Source organism: Pseudogracilibacillus auburnensis (genome assembly GCF_003201975.1).
Classification (GTDB): Bacteria; Bacillota; Bacilli; order Bacillales; family Amphibacillaceae; genus Pseudogracilibacillus; species Pseudogracilibacillus auburnensis.
Window position 1 is genome coordinate 1 of the sequence record NZ_QJJQ01000007.1, and the last position, 14,498, is coordinate 14,498.

A 14,498-nucleotide genomic window follows, 5' to 3' on the forward strand; every position below is an offset into this window, starting at 1 on the left:
AAGTATTTTCCACTTGGGTTTTTGCGAATGGTCACACGAAGTATACGCCCACGTAGTTTCCGGCTTTTAGCGAATGGTACATGCCCAATTTTAGGTAGTTTCAGGAGGTTACCATCAATAGAGATATTTTGATTGACGTATTTTGTAGTGTAGGACTGAACAGGGTGCATTTTACTTTTGAATCGGGGTCTTTCGTTTTGTTTTTTAAAGAAACGAGAAAAAGAATCAGCGAGGTTTTTCAAGGAGGACTGAAGGGCAATGCTATCAACCTCTTTTAACCACTCCGTTTCTTCTACCCTTTTCATTTTAGGAAGCATGGCAGAACATTGATTATACGATAATCCCTTTCCAGTCTCGGAGTATGCCGTATTCCATAGATGAAGGAAATGATTGTACACAAATCTTGCACAGCCAATTGTTTTAGCAATTAGTTTTTCTTGATTTTTAGTGGGATAGATCCGAAATTGATAGGCTTTATGTTTCAACACATGATCCACCTCGTTTTTATACTTTCATTATACTTTGTGGAACGTGTGTTTGCAAATAGATTTGAGATTAGATTTATAGCTCCCAGGCGTCCATTCATCACACGATTGAAATCGCGGGTGTTCTGGACATTTTTATAAAGTAAGTGCGATTATAAATGGACTCACTCTGTATAAAATTGTCGGGTAAAAGGGTTTGAAGCTTTTTCGCTTCCTATCGTCGTATTTGGTCCGTGACCAGGGTAAACTATACATTCATTTGGTAGTGTATATAATTTTGTTACAATACTATTTGCCAATTCGTTTATGCTACCTTCTGGGAGATCCGTACGACCAATTCCTTGCTGAAATAAAACATCTCCACTTACGATTAATTTCTCTTCCTTAAAAATAAACGTCACACTACCTGGTGAATGACCTGGTGTATGGATCACTTCGATGGAGAATGCACCTATTTGTATTGTTCCTTCCGTTAAAATATGTTCCGGTTTTTCCGTTTTAATTCCACCATCTCGACCAAAAAATAAACTGGAACGATTTAATGATGGGTCATCAAGCCAATCTTTTTCATTTTCGTGCAAATAGACAGAAATGGCATACTTTTTTCTTAACAAATCAACTGCACCAATATGATCAAAATGGGCATGTGTAAGTAAAATTGCTTTTGGGGTTAATTTGTTCTTAGTCACATATTGTACAATAAGGTTTGCGTCTCCACCCGGGTCGAAAATAAGGCACTCATTATTTTTACTAACAATGTAACAATTTGTTCCAAGTGGTCCCAATGATAATGTTTGAATTTCCATGTATAAAACCTCCGCCACCGTTTCGTAATATTTTATCAATGAATATAACTCGACAAATGAATGGGGATACTATAAAATGAATAATAGTTGTGCTGTTACATAAAATATATTCATTGAATAGTACCTTTTTTATTTTAACACGTACATAAGGAGGATGTAATTAAAATGGTTTTAGCAATTATTCTACTAGTCGTCGCTTTACTTTCAGTTGTATCTGTTTTAAGACAACTTCAATTTAAAAACTATTTTGCTTTAGCTTTTTCAGCAGCTTCAGCTTTAAGCTTCGGTTTCTTCTCAATTATGACGATTGTATGTACACTAACTGACGCGGGAATATGTTCTTAACAAATGATTAAAAATTACTTAAAACATGAAAAGTAGAGGATAAAATATAACCATTTTATCCTCTACTTTTTTTACTTAGGGTGGCGCATAGGACATGCTAGTGCTTCTACGGCGGGACGAGTAAGCGCAGTCCTAGGACGTGGCGTTCTTCGTCTGTGTTTCCCCGTCGCTTCTCCCACTGGAGTGAGTCACTATCACTCTAGACAACTAGAGTCGTTCATTTCAATAGGATTCTAGTTTCAACTTACGTGCAAAGGTTTTTTGGTAAAATAGTCAAAACCCTTGCACTTCTATCACGTCAAGCTTTGCTCCAATTTCTCTTAGACATCCCATGAAACAATCTAGTATTTTTATGCAAGAGATGGCCATCCCCTACTTATCATATAAGTGAGCCATCATAGACAACTCATTTTCTTATTCCGTTTCAAAATCAATAAATCGAAAAAGATCTCCATAAATAATTTGATCCGAATAGGTTAATTCTTTTTCAACTTTTTCTTTAATTGGAGAACATGGGGTTACTTGATTTGTTGTCTCACTTTCTGCCGCTAATACTTCTCCTGTTTCGCGATCAAAACAAATTTCACTTGCATAAACATACTCGTCACTAACAAAATTTCCATTTCTCTGTACGATATAACCTTTTCTATCATCATGAAAAAGATCATTCCCAAAATAAATATCATGATTTGTTTCAATTCCTAATAGGTGAAGTAGCGTTGGTTTTATATCGATTTGCCCAGCAATTTTAGACATCTTCTTTCCTTCCCCATAGCCAGGAATATGAATATAAAAAGGAACTCGTTGTAACTGCATATAATCATATGGTGTGATTTCTTCTTTATTTAAATACATTGCCATCGCCTTATTATGGTTTGCACTAATTCCGTCATGATCTCCCATAATAATAATCATTGAGTTATCATACAATCCGGCAGCTTTTAGTTGAATAAAAAATTGTTCAATCGCTTCATCTGTATAGCGAACAGTAGGAAAGTAATTATTTAATGTATTTGAATTTGAATCATAAGGCTCAATCGACCTATCTCCTTCATTCAATTCAAACGGAAAATGATTCGTTATTGTAATCATCTTTGCATAAAAAGGTTGCTCTAATTCCCGCAAATAAGGAATCGACTGGGTAAAAAATTCTTTATCTTTTAATCCCCAACCAATTTCGTTTTCTTCTGTTACATCAAAAAATTCTTTATCAAAAAACTGCTCAATTTCCAAACTTTCATACATTTGGTTTCGATTCCAAAAACTATTCGTATTTGCATGTAAGACTACTGATTGATAATCTTTTTTCTTCATAATCTCTGGCATGGAATGATATTCATTTTGAGCATGCGTAAAAAAGACCGCCCCACTCGAAATCGGATACAAAGAATTTTCCGTAATAAATTCTGAATCAGACGTCTTACCTTGCGATGTTTGATGATAGAAATTTTCAAAGTAAAAAGTATTTGGGTCATCTACTAAACTATTTAAAAATGGGGTAACCGCTTCTCCATGTACTTCATTATTAATAACGAACGACTGAATGGATTCAGCTGAAATAAATATGATGTTACGCCCTTTTCCAATCCCAAATAATCCAGACTCCTCTTTACTTCTTATTTCATCATTAATATAGCCTTTGATCGTTAATAAATCATTATCATCTGCAAGTACTTTTTGTGTCCGCATTTTAGATTGCATCGCCACATCATATAAGTGGTAATAAAATATGCCAATATTTTTCACTAAATATTCGCGATCAAATGCCCGTGACAACAATTGTGGGCGCTCCATTTCGGCTAGTAAAAAGTTACCCGACAAAAGTAACAGCGAAATAACGAGTGCAAATACTTTATGCCTTTTTCCATAAAAAAATCGGACAATTGCTTCTCTTTTTTTACATATATACCAAATAATGACGACATCAACGAATAATAATACATCAAACGGTTTAATTAAAGAAAAAATACTTGATGAAAGATCTGTTAGATTACTCGTTTGAAATAGTTGTGGAATGGTTAAAAAGTCAGTAAATGATCGATAAAATAACAGGTTGAAATAAATAATAATCGTTCCTATTAACGCACTATACCGAATAAACAATAGTTGCTTTTTTGTTGTTTGTAACCAAATACTTAACCCAAAAAAGATGATCGAAGTGATAAATGGGTTAATGAATAAAATTACTTCTTGCATCAAATTATCTATATCTATTTGGAAAATAAATCGATAAACAATATACGTCTTTAAACCGAACAATAATCCCGCTTGGAGAAATAGCGGCATATGATTCCGCTTTTTTTCCATATATATCCTCCTAAAAAATGACAGATGTTTTAATTTGTTACATACCCTTTTACATGAGAAATAAACATTACATTTTATGTAATAATGATGCTTCCCTCTTTATAATTAGTATTGCTTGTTGAAATTCAACTAGTGGTATCATTTTCGCATTATATAAATCACGAATTTCATATTCCATTAATTCGAGATCTCCTAACTTATTTCCAGTATATATAAATATACCATATTTTTTTAATAAGGTTCGAATGTCATACATATTTTTCATCAAGATCACCATTCTTTAGAAAACTTATCGTATCGCTCCAGATAACACATCGATTGACTGGCTGTTAGGCGGTCAGAGATGATGCTATACTTACGGGCATAGGACCGTGCTAGTGCAAGCGTCAACACACGCCGTGGCGTTCTTAGCCTGTGTTGTTATAAGGCATAGCTAGTTTTTGCTGAAAGAAAACATGCCCCTTCATAGGGAGATGCCGACGTTAGGCGCAAAGCCTGTCCTTAGTCGGCCTTCCCTAAAATAGCCGTTGGGCGAGTCAGAGGTAATATTGCACTTATGTAAATAAGGGATTAGCTTATTTACCAAGCTTTTTATTGCTAGAATTAAAGGAACACATATAGGGAGAAAGTTTTATCTCTTATCTGTTAAAAATGATCCAAAAGCTAAGTTCCAATGAATAAACAGCTTTCTCTATCATATAATGTATCGATACTACAATTGATAAAGGATGTTGGACATGCAAAAATATTTCGTTATTTCATTACTCATCATTTCATTTATTTTACTAGTATATATTGTTAAAGGTAAATTTGTGACTACGACTATGCAATATTTCCCGATCGATGAACAAGCTTTTTTTGAACAAGCTAACACGAGTATTTCGCCTAGTGAGAACGAAGGTACACTTATTTGGTCTGTTGAATCGACGAGTAATGAAGAAGCTTACTTACGCCAAGATGTTTCCTTATTATATGAAAACGGAAAATTTAAAGGTGTGCTAAGCAAATGGAGAGAGCAAGTTGCCCACCTTGAATCAAAGAAAGACTTCCCGCAAAAAAACAGCAGTTTCTTACAAGCGATTTCTTTCCATCATGGAGAAATTCATCATAACGAAGATAAAATAAATAGCATCCAACAAATGTCGACTAACGAGCTATATTATATTCATGATGGTGAAAAAGTGCATACTTATCATACTCCCGAAACAGAGTATGAAAAAAAATGGGCGAAAAAGCTTAATGAAATAACAAAACAACAACTATTATACAATTGGAATAAATTAATGAACGATTTACATATTGACCAACAAGCATATACATTAATTCCTCTTACTGAATTAGCAGAATATGAGAAAAAGAATCTTCCTGGACGATCAGAAGAAGAAACGAAACAAATCATTGGACAACTTTGGGAAGGATTATATAAAAATTATATCGTTTTATTAGCAGATGATTCCAACGATACACCACATTATGTTCCTTTAATCATGATCGCAAAAGATAATAGTCACTTACTTGTCATATTTGAACTAAACAATAAAAAGCAAAAATTAATTCAGCAATTACCGTAACTTTTCTACATTAACCGAATAATAAAGTATTCATTTGAATTCCATATAAAAGTAAATATACAAGTAAAACAAGGTATACGACACTAGAAAAAATTTGCACGATAATATTTCTTTTTTGGGGTAAAAAAGTAATACATGACGCTATAAACCCCATAATTAATCCCCCTAGATGGGCTCCCATATCTATTTGTGGAACCATAAATCCGAAGACGAGATTTATTGCTAAAATAAGGATAACACTTTTACCCATCGTTTGGAAAAACAAATGTTTATATATTACTCCAAAAAAGAGTAATGCACCAAATAAACCAAATAATGCTCCCGATGCACCTGCTGCAACGTGAATATTAAAGGCAAAGCTGGTGAGTCCACCACCAATCCCGGCTAAAAAATAAATAATTAAAAATCTTGTCGACCCATATATTCTTTCAACAGCCATTCCTAAATAATATAGTGCAATCATATTCATGATTAAATGTAACATTCCAATATGTAAAAACATCGATGATACAATCCGCCACCATTCTCCATCGATAATAGCTGGATTATATTTAGCTCCACTTTGAATTAAGTTATCTATGTTTGTACTGCCCCCGTTTAACTCTAACATTAAAAACATGAATATATTTAGTACAATAAAAATATACGTAAAGCGAGGCTTACCATATGTAAATACATTCTCTATTTCCTTATTTTTGTCGTATAAAAGACTGTGTAAGGTTGATTTATACTTTTCAACATATTCTTCTTGTTCTAGCTCGGTTGGTAGTTGAATGTTATGGTAAACAGACGAATCTATTTGGCGTAATAATCTCATTTGTTCATTTTCTATATTATCTTCTGTCACATAAAAAACGTTCATTTTTAAAGGCTTCTTTTCTTTTAATATCATCGGTTTCTTGAGCACTTCCCAATCATCTACAGGTTCATGTGATGTGACATATACATTGTAAATGTTAATATTTTTGCCAGTAAAAAAACGGTTCATTGATTTTACCCGTTGAAAGACAGAGGCAATATCTGATTTAAGATGATTTTTCCAATCGAACCCTTGGTGTACAAAGCGAATAATTTTAGAAACCTTTCGTTCCTTCTTTTCGAGCCACAGTTCATTCGTTTTCATATTCATATGTAGCATCTCAAAATTATCTTCCGTAATAAGATCATATGCTAAACGATACATATAATACTGTTCTGTAATATACATCATGCACCCCCTTATATAGTATATCAAAGTTAAGACGTTCTATTATCCACTTCTTTACAGCCATCTTCCGTAATGATAAACTGAACGGGAATATCATACTCCTCAGTAGGTATTTGATCCATTAGTTGCATCTTACTAACAAGTGAAATCGTTGGCTGTTGAAATGTTCGCAGGAAACGATCATAATACCCACCACCAAAACCAATCCGAAATCCATAAGCATCAAATACAATTCCTGGAACGAGTAATAAGTCAATTGATTCCTTATCCACTTTTTCTGTTACATCAACACGTGGCTCTTTTATATTAGCATAGCCTATTGAAAGGTCTTTTTCGCTTGTTATTTTGTAAAATGTCAATAATTTTTTCTTATTATTACATTTCGGGATAACAATCGTTTTCCCCTCTTTCCATGCTTGCCTTATTAATCTCTTTGTATCCCATTCCATCTTTTGCGAAATAGTCGTGCCAATAACCGTAGCATTTTTCCATAAACTACTGGAGATTAAATGGGCAAAAAAACGCAGCTCAACGGCATTTTTCACTTCTGGATCCAGTTGTTTCAATTGCGTGATCATCTTTTCTCGTAAATCTGCTTTATTCACCATTTGAGCACCTCTTTATCAATTATACCTTAAAATCAAGGATAATTTTAAAATAAACTTTATACATCAAGAGTTTAAGTTAAATAGCTCTACTTGTTAACGTTAGGGTGAACAGAGTAACAGCTATTTCTAAGTCTTTAAACAAATATGCTTATTCAATTAGTCCGAAGAACGATAGAAGAAATATTGGGGTGTGGAGAAGGGGATCCTTTGCGCAATATAAAAATTGGTTAAATCCTTTTATTCTAGAACAGTAGGGTTACCTGCCCCCTTCTATAATGACTTTCTGTTAATTTTTCATTTAACACCTTTTAACAACTAAGGTGCGCTTTTACATTTTCTTGTGAGAGTCGATGAAAAAGTGGTGTATCTCTACTGAATAAAGCTATTTCAGATAACTCTTCATTCCTCCATACTCATTAAAGCTGGAGATAGGATATTTGAGTAAGAATCTCTATGTTGTGGAATATTTTTGTAAAATTATCATTTTATTCCTCCAAGCCTTCAATGAAGCTTCCATACGAATGTCGGTTATAATACTATTAGAGATTGGTTGACTATAAATACAGTTTATCAATACTCAATATAAATAGTACCATATTAAGAAAATTGGGTATTGGAAAAAGACTATACAAATACGACGAAACTACATCATGTTATCAAAATGCATGAAGTATTCGGGTCACTTCCAGAGCAAAAAGACCAAAACCGTTGGAGAAATAACAAAAACTCGTACCGTCAAAATTAATCGGATTGTTTAATTTCATAGACCCTCCTTTTTCTGCATTCATGACGACGCACTTTCGCAACTTAATACAGACATGATCAATCGAACAAACAGTAGGTAACAATGAAAAAGTATTATACCGTATAACCGCCGTAATATCCGTTTACAAACAAAAAACTCCTATCCATTAGCTGGTAAGAGTTTTATTCATACATTATTTTGTTTCCCGATGTAGTGTATGTTTTTTTAAGCGTGGGCAATATTTCATTAATTCAATACGCTCTGTGTTATTACGGTTATTTTTGGTTGTAATATAATTTCGGTCTCCAGTTTCCGTACAAGCTAAAGTAATATTAACGCGCATCCTTATCCCTCCAAACTTTCTAATACAATTATACTATTTTACCCTCATAATAATAACAGATACATGCAATTCTAGCAATATGTATGATAATATTTATTTTTTCAAAGCATTTAATGAAATGAAATTACATTTTTAATATCATTTACGATTTCTTATTGAAAACTATTCACTTAAAATGGGCAATTTTTGACAGATGCAAGCACTTCAGATGACAATAAATAGTACAAAATTGGGTTGTCTTTCATCTGTTAACTCCAATTGCACTTCTTACTTGTATGTGATATATTACATTTAATATATTTAAAGTTGGTGAAACTGAATGAATTACTTACATATGGAGCAAAAAATCCAGCGTACATTTATACGTGATGAAGTATACGAAATATTATTAGATTGGATCGTTACTGGCACGTTACGAGCTGATCAACAAATCCGAGATAAAGAGATCTCTAAACAACTTGGTGTGAGCAGAACACCAATTAGGGAAGCACTTCTACGTCTTGAGAATGAAGGTTTTGTACAAACGAAAGCTAATAGTTCCACCTTTGTGACTCCGATCAATTATGATGAAATTTCACATTATTATTCCATTGCTTATACACTTGAAAAACTGGCTGTTGAGGATATGTTTACTAAAATTACCAATCAACATCTTAAAAAAATGGAAATAGTGAATCAGGAAATGTATCATTCTATTCAAAAGGGAGAATATTTTACTGCTGTAAAAAAAGACACCGAGTTTCATGCCCTTTTTATCTCACTGTCATCAAATTCGGAATTGAAAAAAATGCTTGCAAATCTTAAACAAAAACTAAAAAGAATAGAACTCTTTTATTATGACAAAGCAAAAGGGGTTCACTTATCGTTTTCTGAACACAAAAAAATTATTGCAGCATTTAAACAAAATGATATGAATTTAACGCTTGATTCTGTTGAACAAAATTGGAGAAATGGAATGGAAAGAATTCAAAAATACTTAATAGAAAAAGGTGACATGTAAAATGAAAAAGACAATCGGGATTATTGGTGGGATAAGCCCAGCTTCAACAATTAAATATTATGAAAAAATAGTTGATCTATACTATGAGAAAAATAAAGATTATTACTACCCAGAAATTAAAATTCACAGCCTTGATTTCCAGTACTTCACAGACTTGGAGAACAATCAACAAACCGAAGATTATATCGACTATATATCTAACAGCATCTATTCACTTGAAAAATCTGGTGTGGATGTCATCATTATGGCAGCCAATTCACCTCATTCTGTTTTCAATCAAGTAGCTTTTCATGCAAATGTTCCGATGATTAGCATTGTAGAAGAAACGGTAAAAAATGCTCTTAAATACAATTTAAAAAATGTATTATTGACTGGAATTAACTATACAATGAAATCAACATTCTATACAGATATATTTGAAAAGAATGGGATTAAACTACTTGTTCCCTCTGATCAAGAACAAGATGAGATTAATACTATTATCTTTGATGAACTCGTCATAAACAAGATTACAGATCAATCTAGACAAAGAATACTTGAAATTATAAACAAGTATCCAATCGATGGAGTAATACTTGGTTGTACAGAATTACCACTCTTAATCCACCAAGAAACTTGCCCTGTTCGTGTGTTAGATACGATGACCTTACATGTAGAGGCTGTACTGAACTTTCTTGAGAGTCATTGATTAGGATGTGGATAAAGTATAGAAAAGAATTTTTATGATTGGGGATTAATATAGAAACTCTTTTAACATTAAACAGGACATTTTTCTATTAATATGAAGGAGACCGATATCATTTTGTAAACTCCCAATGATACAAGGCAAGCTTTATGTAAAATAATTAAAACCTTTGCAATATCGGAAAGGTGTTAATACATAACGAACTATACAAGTGATTTAATTTTTATTATAGCCATTTCTATCAAGTTTCCTTAAATAGAAACCATTTTTAATCCTTTTGTCTGTATGATCAAACGTGTAAAGGGAGTAATAAAATATTATATTTTCAAGTTAGGCAACTATAAACGATTTCTTCTTGCCTGTTCAAGATATACCTTAGTTACTCCTTAAAGTCTTTCAAGATTTGATCTCTCATTTTCTTCTATAAAAATTGTAATAACCCAACTTTCTACTCGATGAATCTACTATTTGCTTAAAGGGATATTCGAAGAGATGAATCTCTTGATCTGATAAGGGAATACACCGATTTTATTTGTGCGAAAACTGTTAAAACACTAGATAATAGAGATGCTAGATCCCCTTACAACCGTTAAAGTATAAGCTTTTTAAAATAATACTTCATCGGCAGCGCATTTCATAGTATAATATAAATTAGACTGGAGGTATGAGGATATGGTTTATTTATGCGTATCTATCGTTGTAATCGCTCTTATTTTGTTTATCAGTTCCTTTTTTATGGAAGATAAATATCAAAAGTTAGAAGACCAATTAGAGCAATTTTCAATTGCAACGATGCAAGATACATATCAAATGAAAAAGAAGATCAAAATCTTAGAAGAAGAGTTGTTGTCGGGAGATCCACAAAATACGTCTTTTAAAAATATTCCGCCATCACTTAAAAATAAGCCATTGCTATTACAAAAAGTGTATCATTTGTCTCAGCAAGGCTATTCTATAGAGGATATTTCTAAACAAACAGACTTAAGTAGTCACGATATCCAAACGATTTTAACTAATAATATTTAGTAAATAAGGAGATTGAAAAATAAAATGAAACAATCCATTCGTTTTTTTTCACTTGGTTTACTAACTTCGGCCATTTTTTTATACGGATTTTATTTATTTTCCGACACTTCGTCTGCGGATGTCGAAACGATTCCTGTTGAGACATTAATTTCACAAATTGAATCTGATGGCTATCGAGTGATTACAGAAGATGAATTTATCTCATTCTCCTTAAAAAATGAAGAGAAGGATGAAGAAGAGGTAAAAGAAGAGAAAGTGGATAAAGAGAAAAAGCAAGATAAAGAAGAGAAAGAATCAACAGCTAAAAAAGATTCGAAAAAAGAAACAAAAAAAGACTCTAAGAAAAAGAAATCCAAAAAAACGAAAAATGATGATGCAGACAAAGATAAAGAAGATGACAAAGATGAAGTGAAAAAAGCAACATTTACAACAAAAGAAGGCGTCGTATCACAAGATATTGCTGATATATTAGTAGAAAACGAGATTATTGATGATCGCCAAAAGTTTTTAGATTATCTTGATGATAATGGGTATAGTACTCGCCTCCAAATTGGGAAATTCAAAGTAAATAGTGATATGAGCCATAAAGAATTAGCCGAAGTAATTACTACATATCCAGGAAGTAACTAAAAAAATGGTCTGAAACATTAACGTTTCAGACCATTTTTATTCCTCATTTTGTTCCTCATCATCTGTCATTTCACCATCATTACCAGAACTAGAACGGTTTTCTTTTAGCTTAAAATACGTATCTAATAATTGTCGACCAATCTTATGGTTAATATCAGCGCCGCTTTTTTTAGTTAATTGGGGTACGATTACAGCGAAAGCTACTTCCGGATCATCATAAGGTGCATAGCCAACTAATGCTAGGTTTTCAACATCTACTCGATAAGTTGAACCATCATCCCTTTTTAAATAAACCTCATTCTCAGCGGTTCCCGTCTTACCGACAGCACCATAGCCATTTCCCGCCCAATTACGATAACCAGTACCATTAACTTCATTAAATACTCGCCAAAATCCCGTTTGAACACGTTTCACATAACTTGGGTCTATATCAATTTCATTTAATACGTTCGGATGATTCACTTTATAAACAGAGCCAAGTTCATTATCAACCGATGGATTTCTGATCTCTTTTACTAGATGTGGTTGAACTCGTTTTCCGTCATTGGCAATCGTTGCAACGTATTGCCCCAATTGTAATGTCGTATACGTGTCATACTGACCAATTGCGAGATCCATTATTTTAGTTGAATCTGGCCCCACATAACCTGTTGATTCAAATGGAAAATCAACTCCGGTACTTAGACCTAAACCAAATTGATTAAAATAATTTCTCATTAGCCGCATACCTTCTGGATTCAATGCCGCCTTGGCGTTACTTGGAAATGGATAGCGATATTCGCCTGCCATCCGAAGTCCAATATAAAACATATATACGTTCGATGATAATTTTAAGGCAGATGAGTCATCTACCGATCCTAATGGCTTATAAGACCCCTTTAGTGGTGTATCAGCAATTTTGATCGGGCTGTCTGTAAAGTATTGCCCTGGGGTAATCACACCAGATTGTAACCCCGCTAAGACGGTTGCTCCCTTTACTGTTGAGCCTGGGCGATGAGCATCATATAGCACTTTATGTGGGGTGTTTTCATATTCATTTGTTTCTTTATTATAATGCTGTCCACTTAATGCTAAAATTTCCCCCGTCTTCGGATTTAATACGATAGCAAGCACATCTTCTAAATAGTAATTTCCTCGTCCTTTAGCGGCCTTTAATTCTTTTAATAAAATTTCATCTGCTAGTTCTTGATATTCCATATCAAGGCTTAAGACAAGATCTTTCCCTCTTTCACCGTCAACAACGATATCTGAACCAATGACATTTCCAGTTTTAGTCGTTGTATATTGCACTTGTTCTTTTCTGCCACGTAACACATCTTCATATTGTTCTTCCAAACCACTTTTTCCAACCCGATCATTCCGATTATACCCTCTCGTTAAGTAATAATCTTCCTTTTCAGCAGGAATCCCCTGATCTTGGGAAGTAATGGATCCGATAATCGATTTAATCGTATCATTGTATTTATATTGTCTTTCCCAATCAGTTGTCGCATTGATACCGGGAAGATCGCTTAAATGTTCGGCAATTTTCGCATATTCTTTTACTGTAATATCTTTGTTTTTGATTACTTCAGGAGTTAACGCATATGCCTTATCTAACTGACGTTTAATTGCAATGATTTGTAAGTCTTCATCCGTAAAGTCGCTTATATCTTCTTCTGTAATTCTTTTGAGCGCAAGTTTGTATTGTTCGACATCATCTAATTTTTCTATTTCATTATCGGTCAGTCGCTCCACCGCTTTTTCTACATTATTTAAATACCAATACTCTTTTTTATTATGTTCGGTAATCTTTTTAATTTCATTTTTTTCCATCGTAATAAAATTAGTTAACTTTTTGGCTAATTTTAATTTATCTTCCGCCTGCACCCTTTTCGGAGGTGTATAGGTGATCGAATATAATGGCTGATTATCGACAACTACTTCTCCATTTCGATCAAACATCTTCCCACGCGGAACTGGTGATCTAGATGTATCCTGAATCGTCCTGTCGATCTCCTCTTGAAAGCTTTCTCCTTGTAATATTTGTACGATTCCTAATTGTAATACGAGGATAGAAAACAATATAAAAACAATAAAAAATAATATATTTAAACGAAAGGGAACTCGTGATTCTTTATTTTTTTTCTTGTCCACCCAATCATTCCCCCTTAAGTACGTGTTCAAAAAGGAGGTTAAAAAAAGACCGAGCATTCGAGGCGGCGTAGATCCCCGCACCCCAGCGTATTCTTCTTAATACGTAAGTAGCGAAAAAAGCAAGCCAACAAAGAAATGCGAAGTGTCATTTTTACCGAACTTTTTGAACAACCTCTCTATTTAATCACACTAATTAATTATAGCATTTTACTAGTAGAAAATTAATTAATAACTCAACTTTCGCACCAATAAAATGAGTTCAAACAGTTCGCCTAGGTAAGATTGAGGTGCTTCTAATGATCTCCTTGAACACCTCGGTATAATAAACCCTTTTTCAAAATATTGGGACTGTAAATCCTTCTCCTACCGAATAGATTGATTGTTTTTGACATAGAAGAAATAAACTGTGCAGTAACTTCAGATAGCGGGATGACCTACCGCTACGGAAATACACTCCGCTTTCCGCGGGCGGCTGATGAGCCTCCTTGTGCTACGCACTGCGTAGTCTCACCGATGCCTTTCCTAAGGCCACTGAAAAAGTCCCCAAGGTTTGTGTACATGTGTTCCATCCGAATCCACTTCGCTCTCCGCGGGCAACGCCTCA

General features: G+C 33.7%; 14 protein-coding genes. 6 read left to right on the forward strand and 8 right to left on the reverse strand.

Translation table 11 applies throughout. The annotated features are described in order from the left end of the window. Both DFR56_RS10470 and DFR56_RS10475 read right to left on the reverse strand, forming a co-directional pair. Positions 1–488, reverse strand: a 488-nt coding sequence (locus tag DFR56_RS10470; RefSeq protein ID WP_146214280.1) for an RNA-guided endonuclease TnpB family protein, incomplete at its 3' end; no start/stop codon positions are given. 161 nt (positions 489–649) lie between these two features. Beyond that, positions 650–1,291, reverse strand: coding sequence for an MBL fold metallo-hydrolase (locus DFR56_RS10475; RefSeq protein ID WP_110395398.1), 642 nt, complete (start codon positions 1,289–1,291; stop codon positions 650–652). A gap of 165 nt (positions 1,292–1,456) precedes the next feature. Between DFR56_RS10475 and DFR56_RS10480 the strand changes: the two genes are divergently transcribed. Further along, a complete protein-coding gene (locus DFR56_RS10480) occupies positions 1,457–1,636 on the forward strand; it encodes a DUF2759 family protein (RefSeq protein WP_110395399.1) in 180 nt (59 codons plus the stop codon). Between the two features lie 414 nt (positions 1,637–2,050). Here DFR56_RS10480 and DFR56_RS10485 read toward each other — a convergent pair whose 3' ends face one another. Both DFR56_RS10485 and DFR56_RS10490 read right to left on the reverse strand, forming a co-directional pair. Then, the gene (locus tag DFR56_RS10485; RefSeq protein WP_110395400.1) at positions 2,051–3,943 is read right to left on the reverse strand and encodes an LTA synthase family protein; all 1,893 of its coding nucleotides are present in this window, start codon (positions 3,941–3,943) and stop codon (positions 2,051–2,053) included. A 67-nt stretch (positions 3,944–4,010) separates the two neighbouring features. Beyond that, a complete protein-coding gene (locus tag DFR56_RS10490) occupies positions 4,011–4,208 on the reverse strand; it encodes a YqgQ family protein (RefSeq protein ID WP_110395401.1) in 198 nt (65 codons plus the stop codon). Positions 4,209–4,680: 472 nt separating this feature from the next. Here DFR56_RS10490 and DFR56_RS10495 point away from each other — a divergent pair, with 472 nt between their 5' ends. Then, on the forward strand, positions 4,681–5,514 hold the full coding sequence (locus tag DFR56_RS10495) for a hypothetical protein (protein WP_110395402.1): 834 nt from the start codon (positions 4,681–4,683) through the stop codon (positions 5,512–5,514). 10 nt (positions 5,515–5,524) lie between these two features. On the opposite strand, the gene DFR56_RS10500 is transcribed toward DFR56_RS10495, so the two are convergent. From DFR56_RS10500 to rpmG, 3 genes are all read right to left on the reverse strand, one after another. Beyond that, positions 5,525–6,721: a rhomboid family intramembrane serine protease gene (locus tag DFR56_RS10500; RefSeq protein ID WP_158525601.1), complete on the reverse strand. Its 1,197-nt coding sequence runs from the start codon at positions 6,719–6,721 to the stop codon at positions 5,525–5,527. A gap of 29 nt (positions 6,722–6,750) precedes the next feature. Beyond that, a complete protein-coding gene (locus DFR56_RS10505; RefSeq protein WP_244916481.1) occupies positions 6,751–7,329 on the reverse strand; it encodes a 5-formyltetrahydrofolate cyclo-ligase in 579 nt (192 codons plus the stop codon). A gap of 938 nt (positions 7,330–8,267) precedes the next feature. Then, positions 8,268–8,417 carry a 50S ribosomal protein L33 gene (rpmG, locus tag DFR56_RS10510; RefSeq protein WP_110395404.1) on the reverse strand — a complete coding sequence of 50 codons (150 nt, stop codon included), beginning with the start codon at positions 8,415–8,417 and terminating at the stop codon, positions 8,268–8,270. Between the two features lie 319 nt (positions 8,418–8,736). Here rpmG and DFR56_RS10515 point away from each other — a divergent pair, with 319 nt between their 5' ends. The 4 genes from DFR56_RS10515 to DFR56_RS22945 all read left to right on the forward strand — a co-directional run bounded on the left by DFR56_RS10515 (position 8,737) and on the right by DFR56_RS22945 (position 11,758). Further along, positions 8,737–9,417, forward strand: coding sequence for a GntR family transcriptional regulator (locus tag DFR56_RS10515; protein WP_110395405.1), 681 nt, complete (start codon positions 8,737–8,739; stop codon positions 9,415–9,417). A gap of 1 nt (position 9,418) precedes the next feature. Further along, positions 9,419–10,105: an aspartate/glutamate racemase family protein gene (locus DFR56_RS10520; RefSeq protein WP_110395406.1), complete on the forward strand. Its 687-nt coding sequence runs from the start codon at positions 9,419–9,421 to the stop codon at positions 10,103–10,105. 669 nt (positions 10,106–10,774) lie between these two features. Then, positions 10,775–11,128, forward strand: coding sequence for a hypothetical protein (locus DFR56_RS10525; protein ID WP_110395407.1), 354 nt, complete (start codon positions 10,775–10,777; stop codon positions 11,126–11,128). 24 nt (positions 11,129–11,152) lie between these two features. Beyond that, positions 11,153–11,758 carry a hypothetical protein gene (locus tag DFR56_RS22945; protein WP_110395408.1) on the forward strand — a complete coding sequence of 202 codons (606 nt, stop codon included), beginning with the start codon at positions 11,153–11,155 and terminating at the stop codon, positions 11,756–11,758. 36 nt (positions 11,759–11,794) lie between these two features. Here DFR56_RS22945 and DFR56_RS10535 read toward each other — a convergent pair whose 3' ends face one another. Further along, positions 11,795–13,894 carry a peptidoglycan D,D-transpeptidase FtsI family protein gene (locus tag DFR56_RS10535; RefSeq protein ID WP_244916483.1) on the reverse strand — a complete coding sequence of 700 codons (2,100 nt, stop codon included), beginning with the start codon at positions 13,892–13,894 and terminating at the stop codon, positions 11,795–11,797. Positions 13,895–14,498: the final 604 nt, after the last annotated feature.

Bases quoted from the DNA above. Each gene is read 5' to 3' on its own strand.
- DFR56_RS10475 (WP_110395398.1), bottom strand. From the start codon at position 1,291: ATGGAAATTCAAACATTATCATTGGGACCACTTGGAACAAATTGTTAC.
- DFR56_RS10480 (WP_110395399.1), top strand. From the start codon at position 1,457: ATGGTTTTAGCAATTATTCTACTAGTCGTCGCTTTACTTTCAGTTGTA.
- DFR56_RS10485 (WP_110395400.1), bottom strand. From the start codon at position 3,943: ATGGAAAAAAAGCGGAATCATATGCCGCTATTTCTCCAAGCGGGATTA.
- DFR56_RS10490 (WP_110395401.1), bottom strand. From the start codon at position 4,208: ATGAAAAATATGTATGACATTCGAACCTTATTAAAAAAATATGGTATA.
- DFR56_RS10495 (WP_110395402.1), top strand. From the start codon at position 4,681: ATGCAAAAATATTTCGTTATTTCATTACTCATCATTTCATTTATTTTA.
- DFR56_RS10500 (WP_158525601.1), bottom strand. From the start codon at position 6,721: ATGTATATTACAGAACAGTATTATATGTATCGTTTAGCATATGATCTT.
- DFR56_RS10505 (WP_244916481.1), bottom strand. From the start codon at position 7,329: ATGGTGAATAAAGCAGATTTACGAGAAAAGATGATCACGCAATTGAAA.
- rpmG (WP_110395404.1), bottom strand. From the start codon at position 8,417: ATGCGCGTTAATATTACTTTAGCTTGTACGGAAACTGGAGACCGAAAT.
- DFR56_RS10515 (WP_110395405.1), top strand. From the start codon at position 8,737: ATGAATTACTTACATATGGAGCAAAAAATCCAGCGTACATTTATACGT.
- DFR56_RS10520 (WP_110395406.1), top strand. From the start codon at position 9,419: ATGAAAAAGACAATCGGGATTATTGGTGGGATAAGCCCAGCTTCAACA.
- DFR56_RS10525 (WP_110395407.1), top strand. From the start codon at position 10,775: ATGGTTTATTTATGCGTATCTATCGTTGTAATCGCTCTTATTTTGTTT.
- DFR56_RS22945 (WP_110395408.1), top strand. From the start codon at position 11,153: ATGAAACAATCCATTCGTTTTTTTTCACTTGGTTTACTAACTTCGGCC.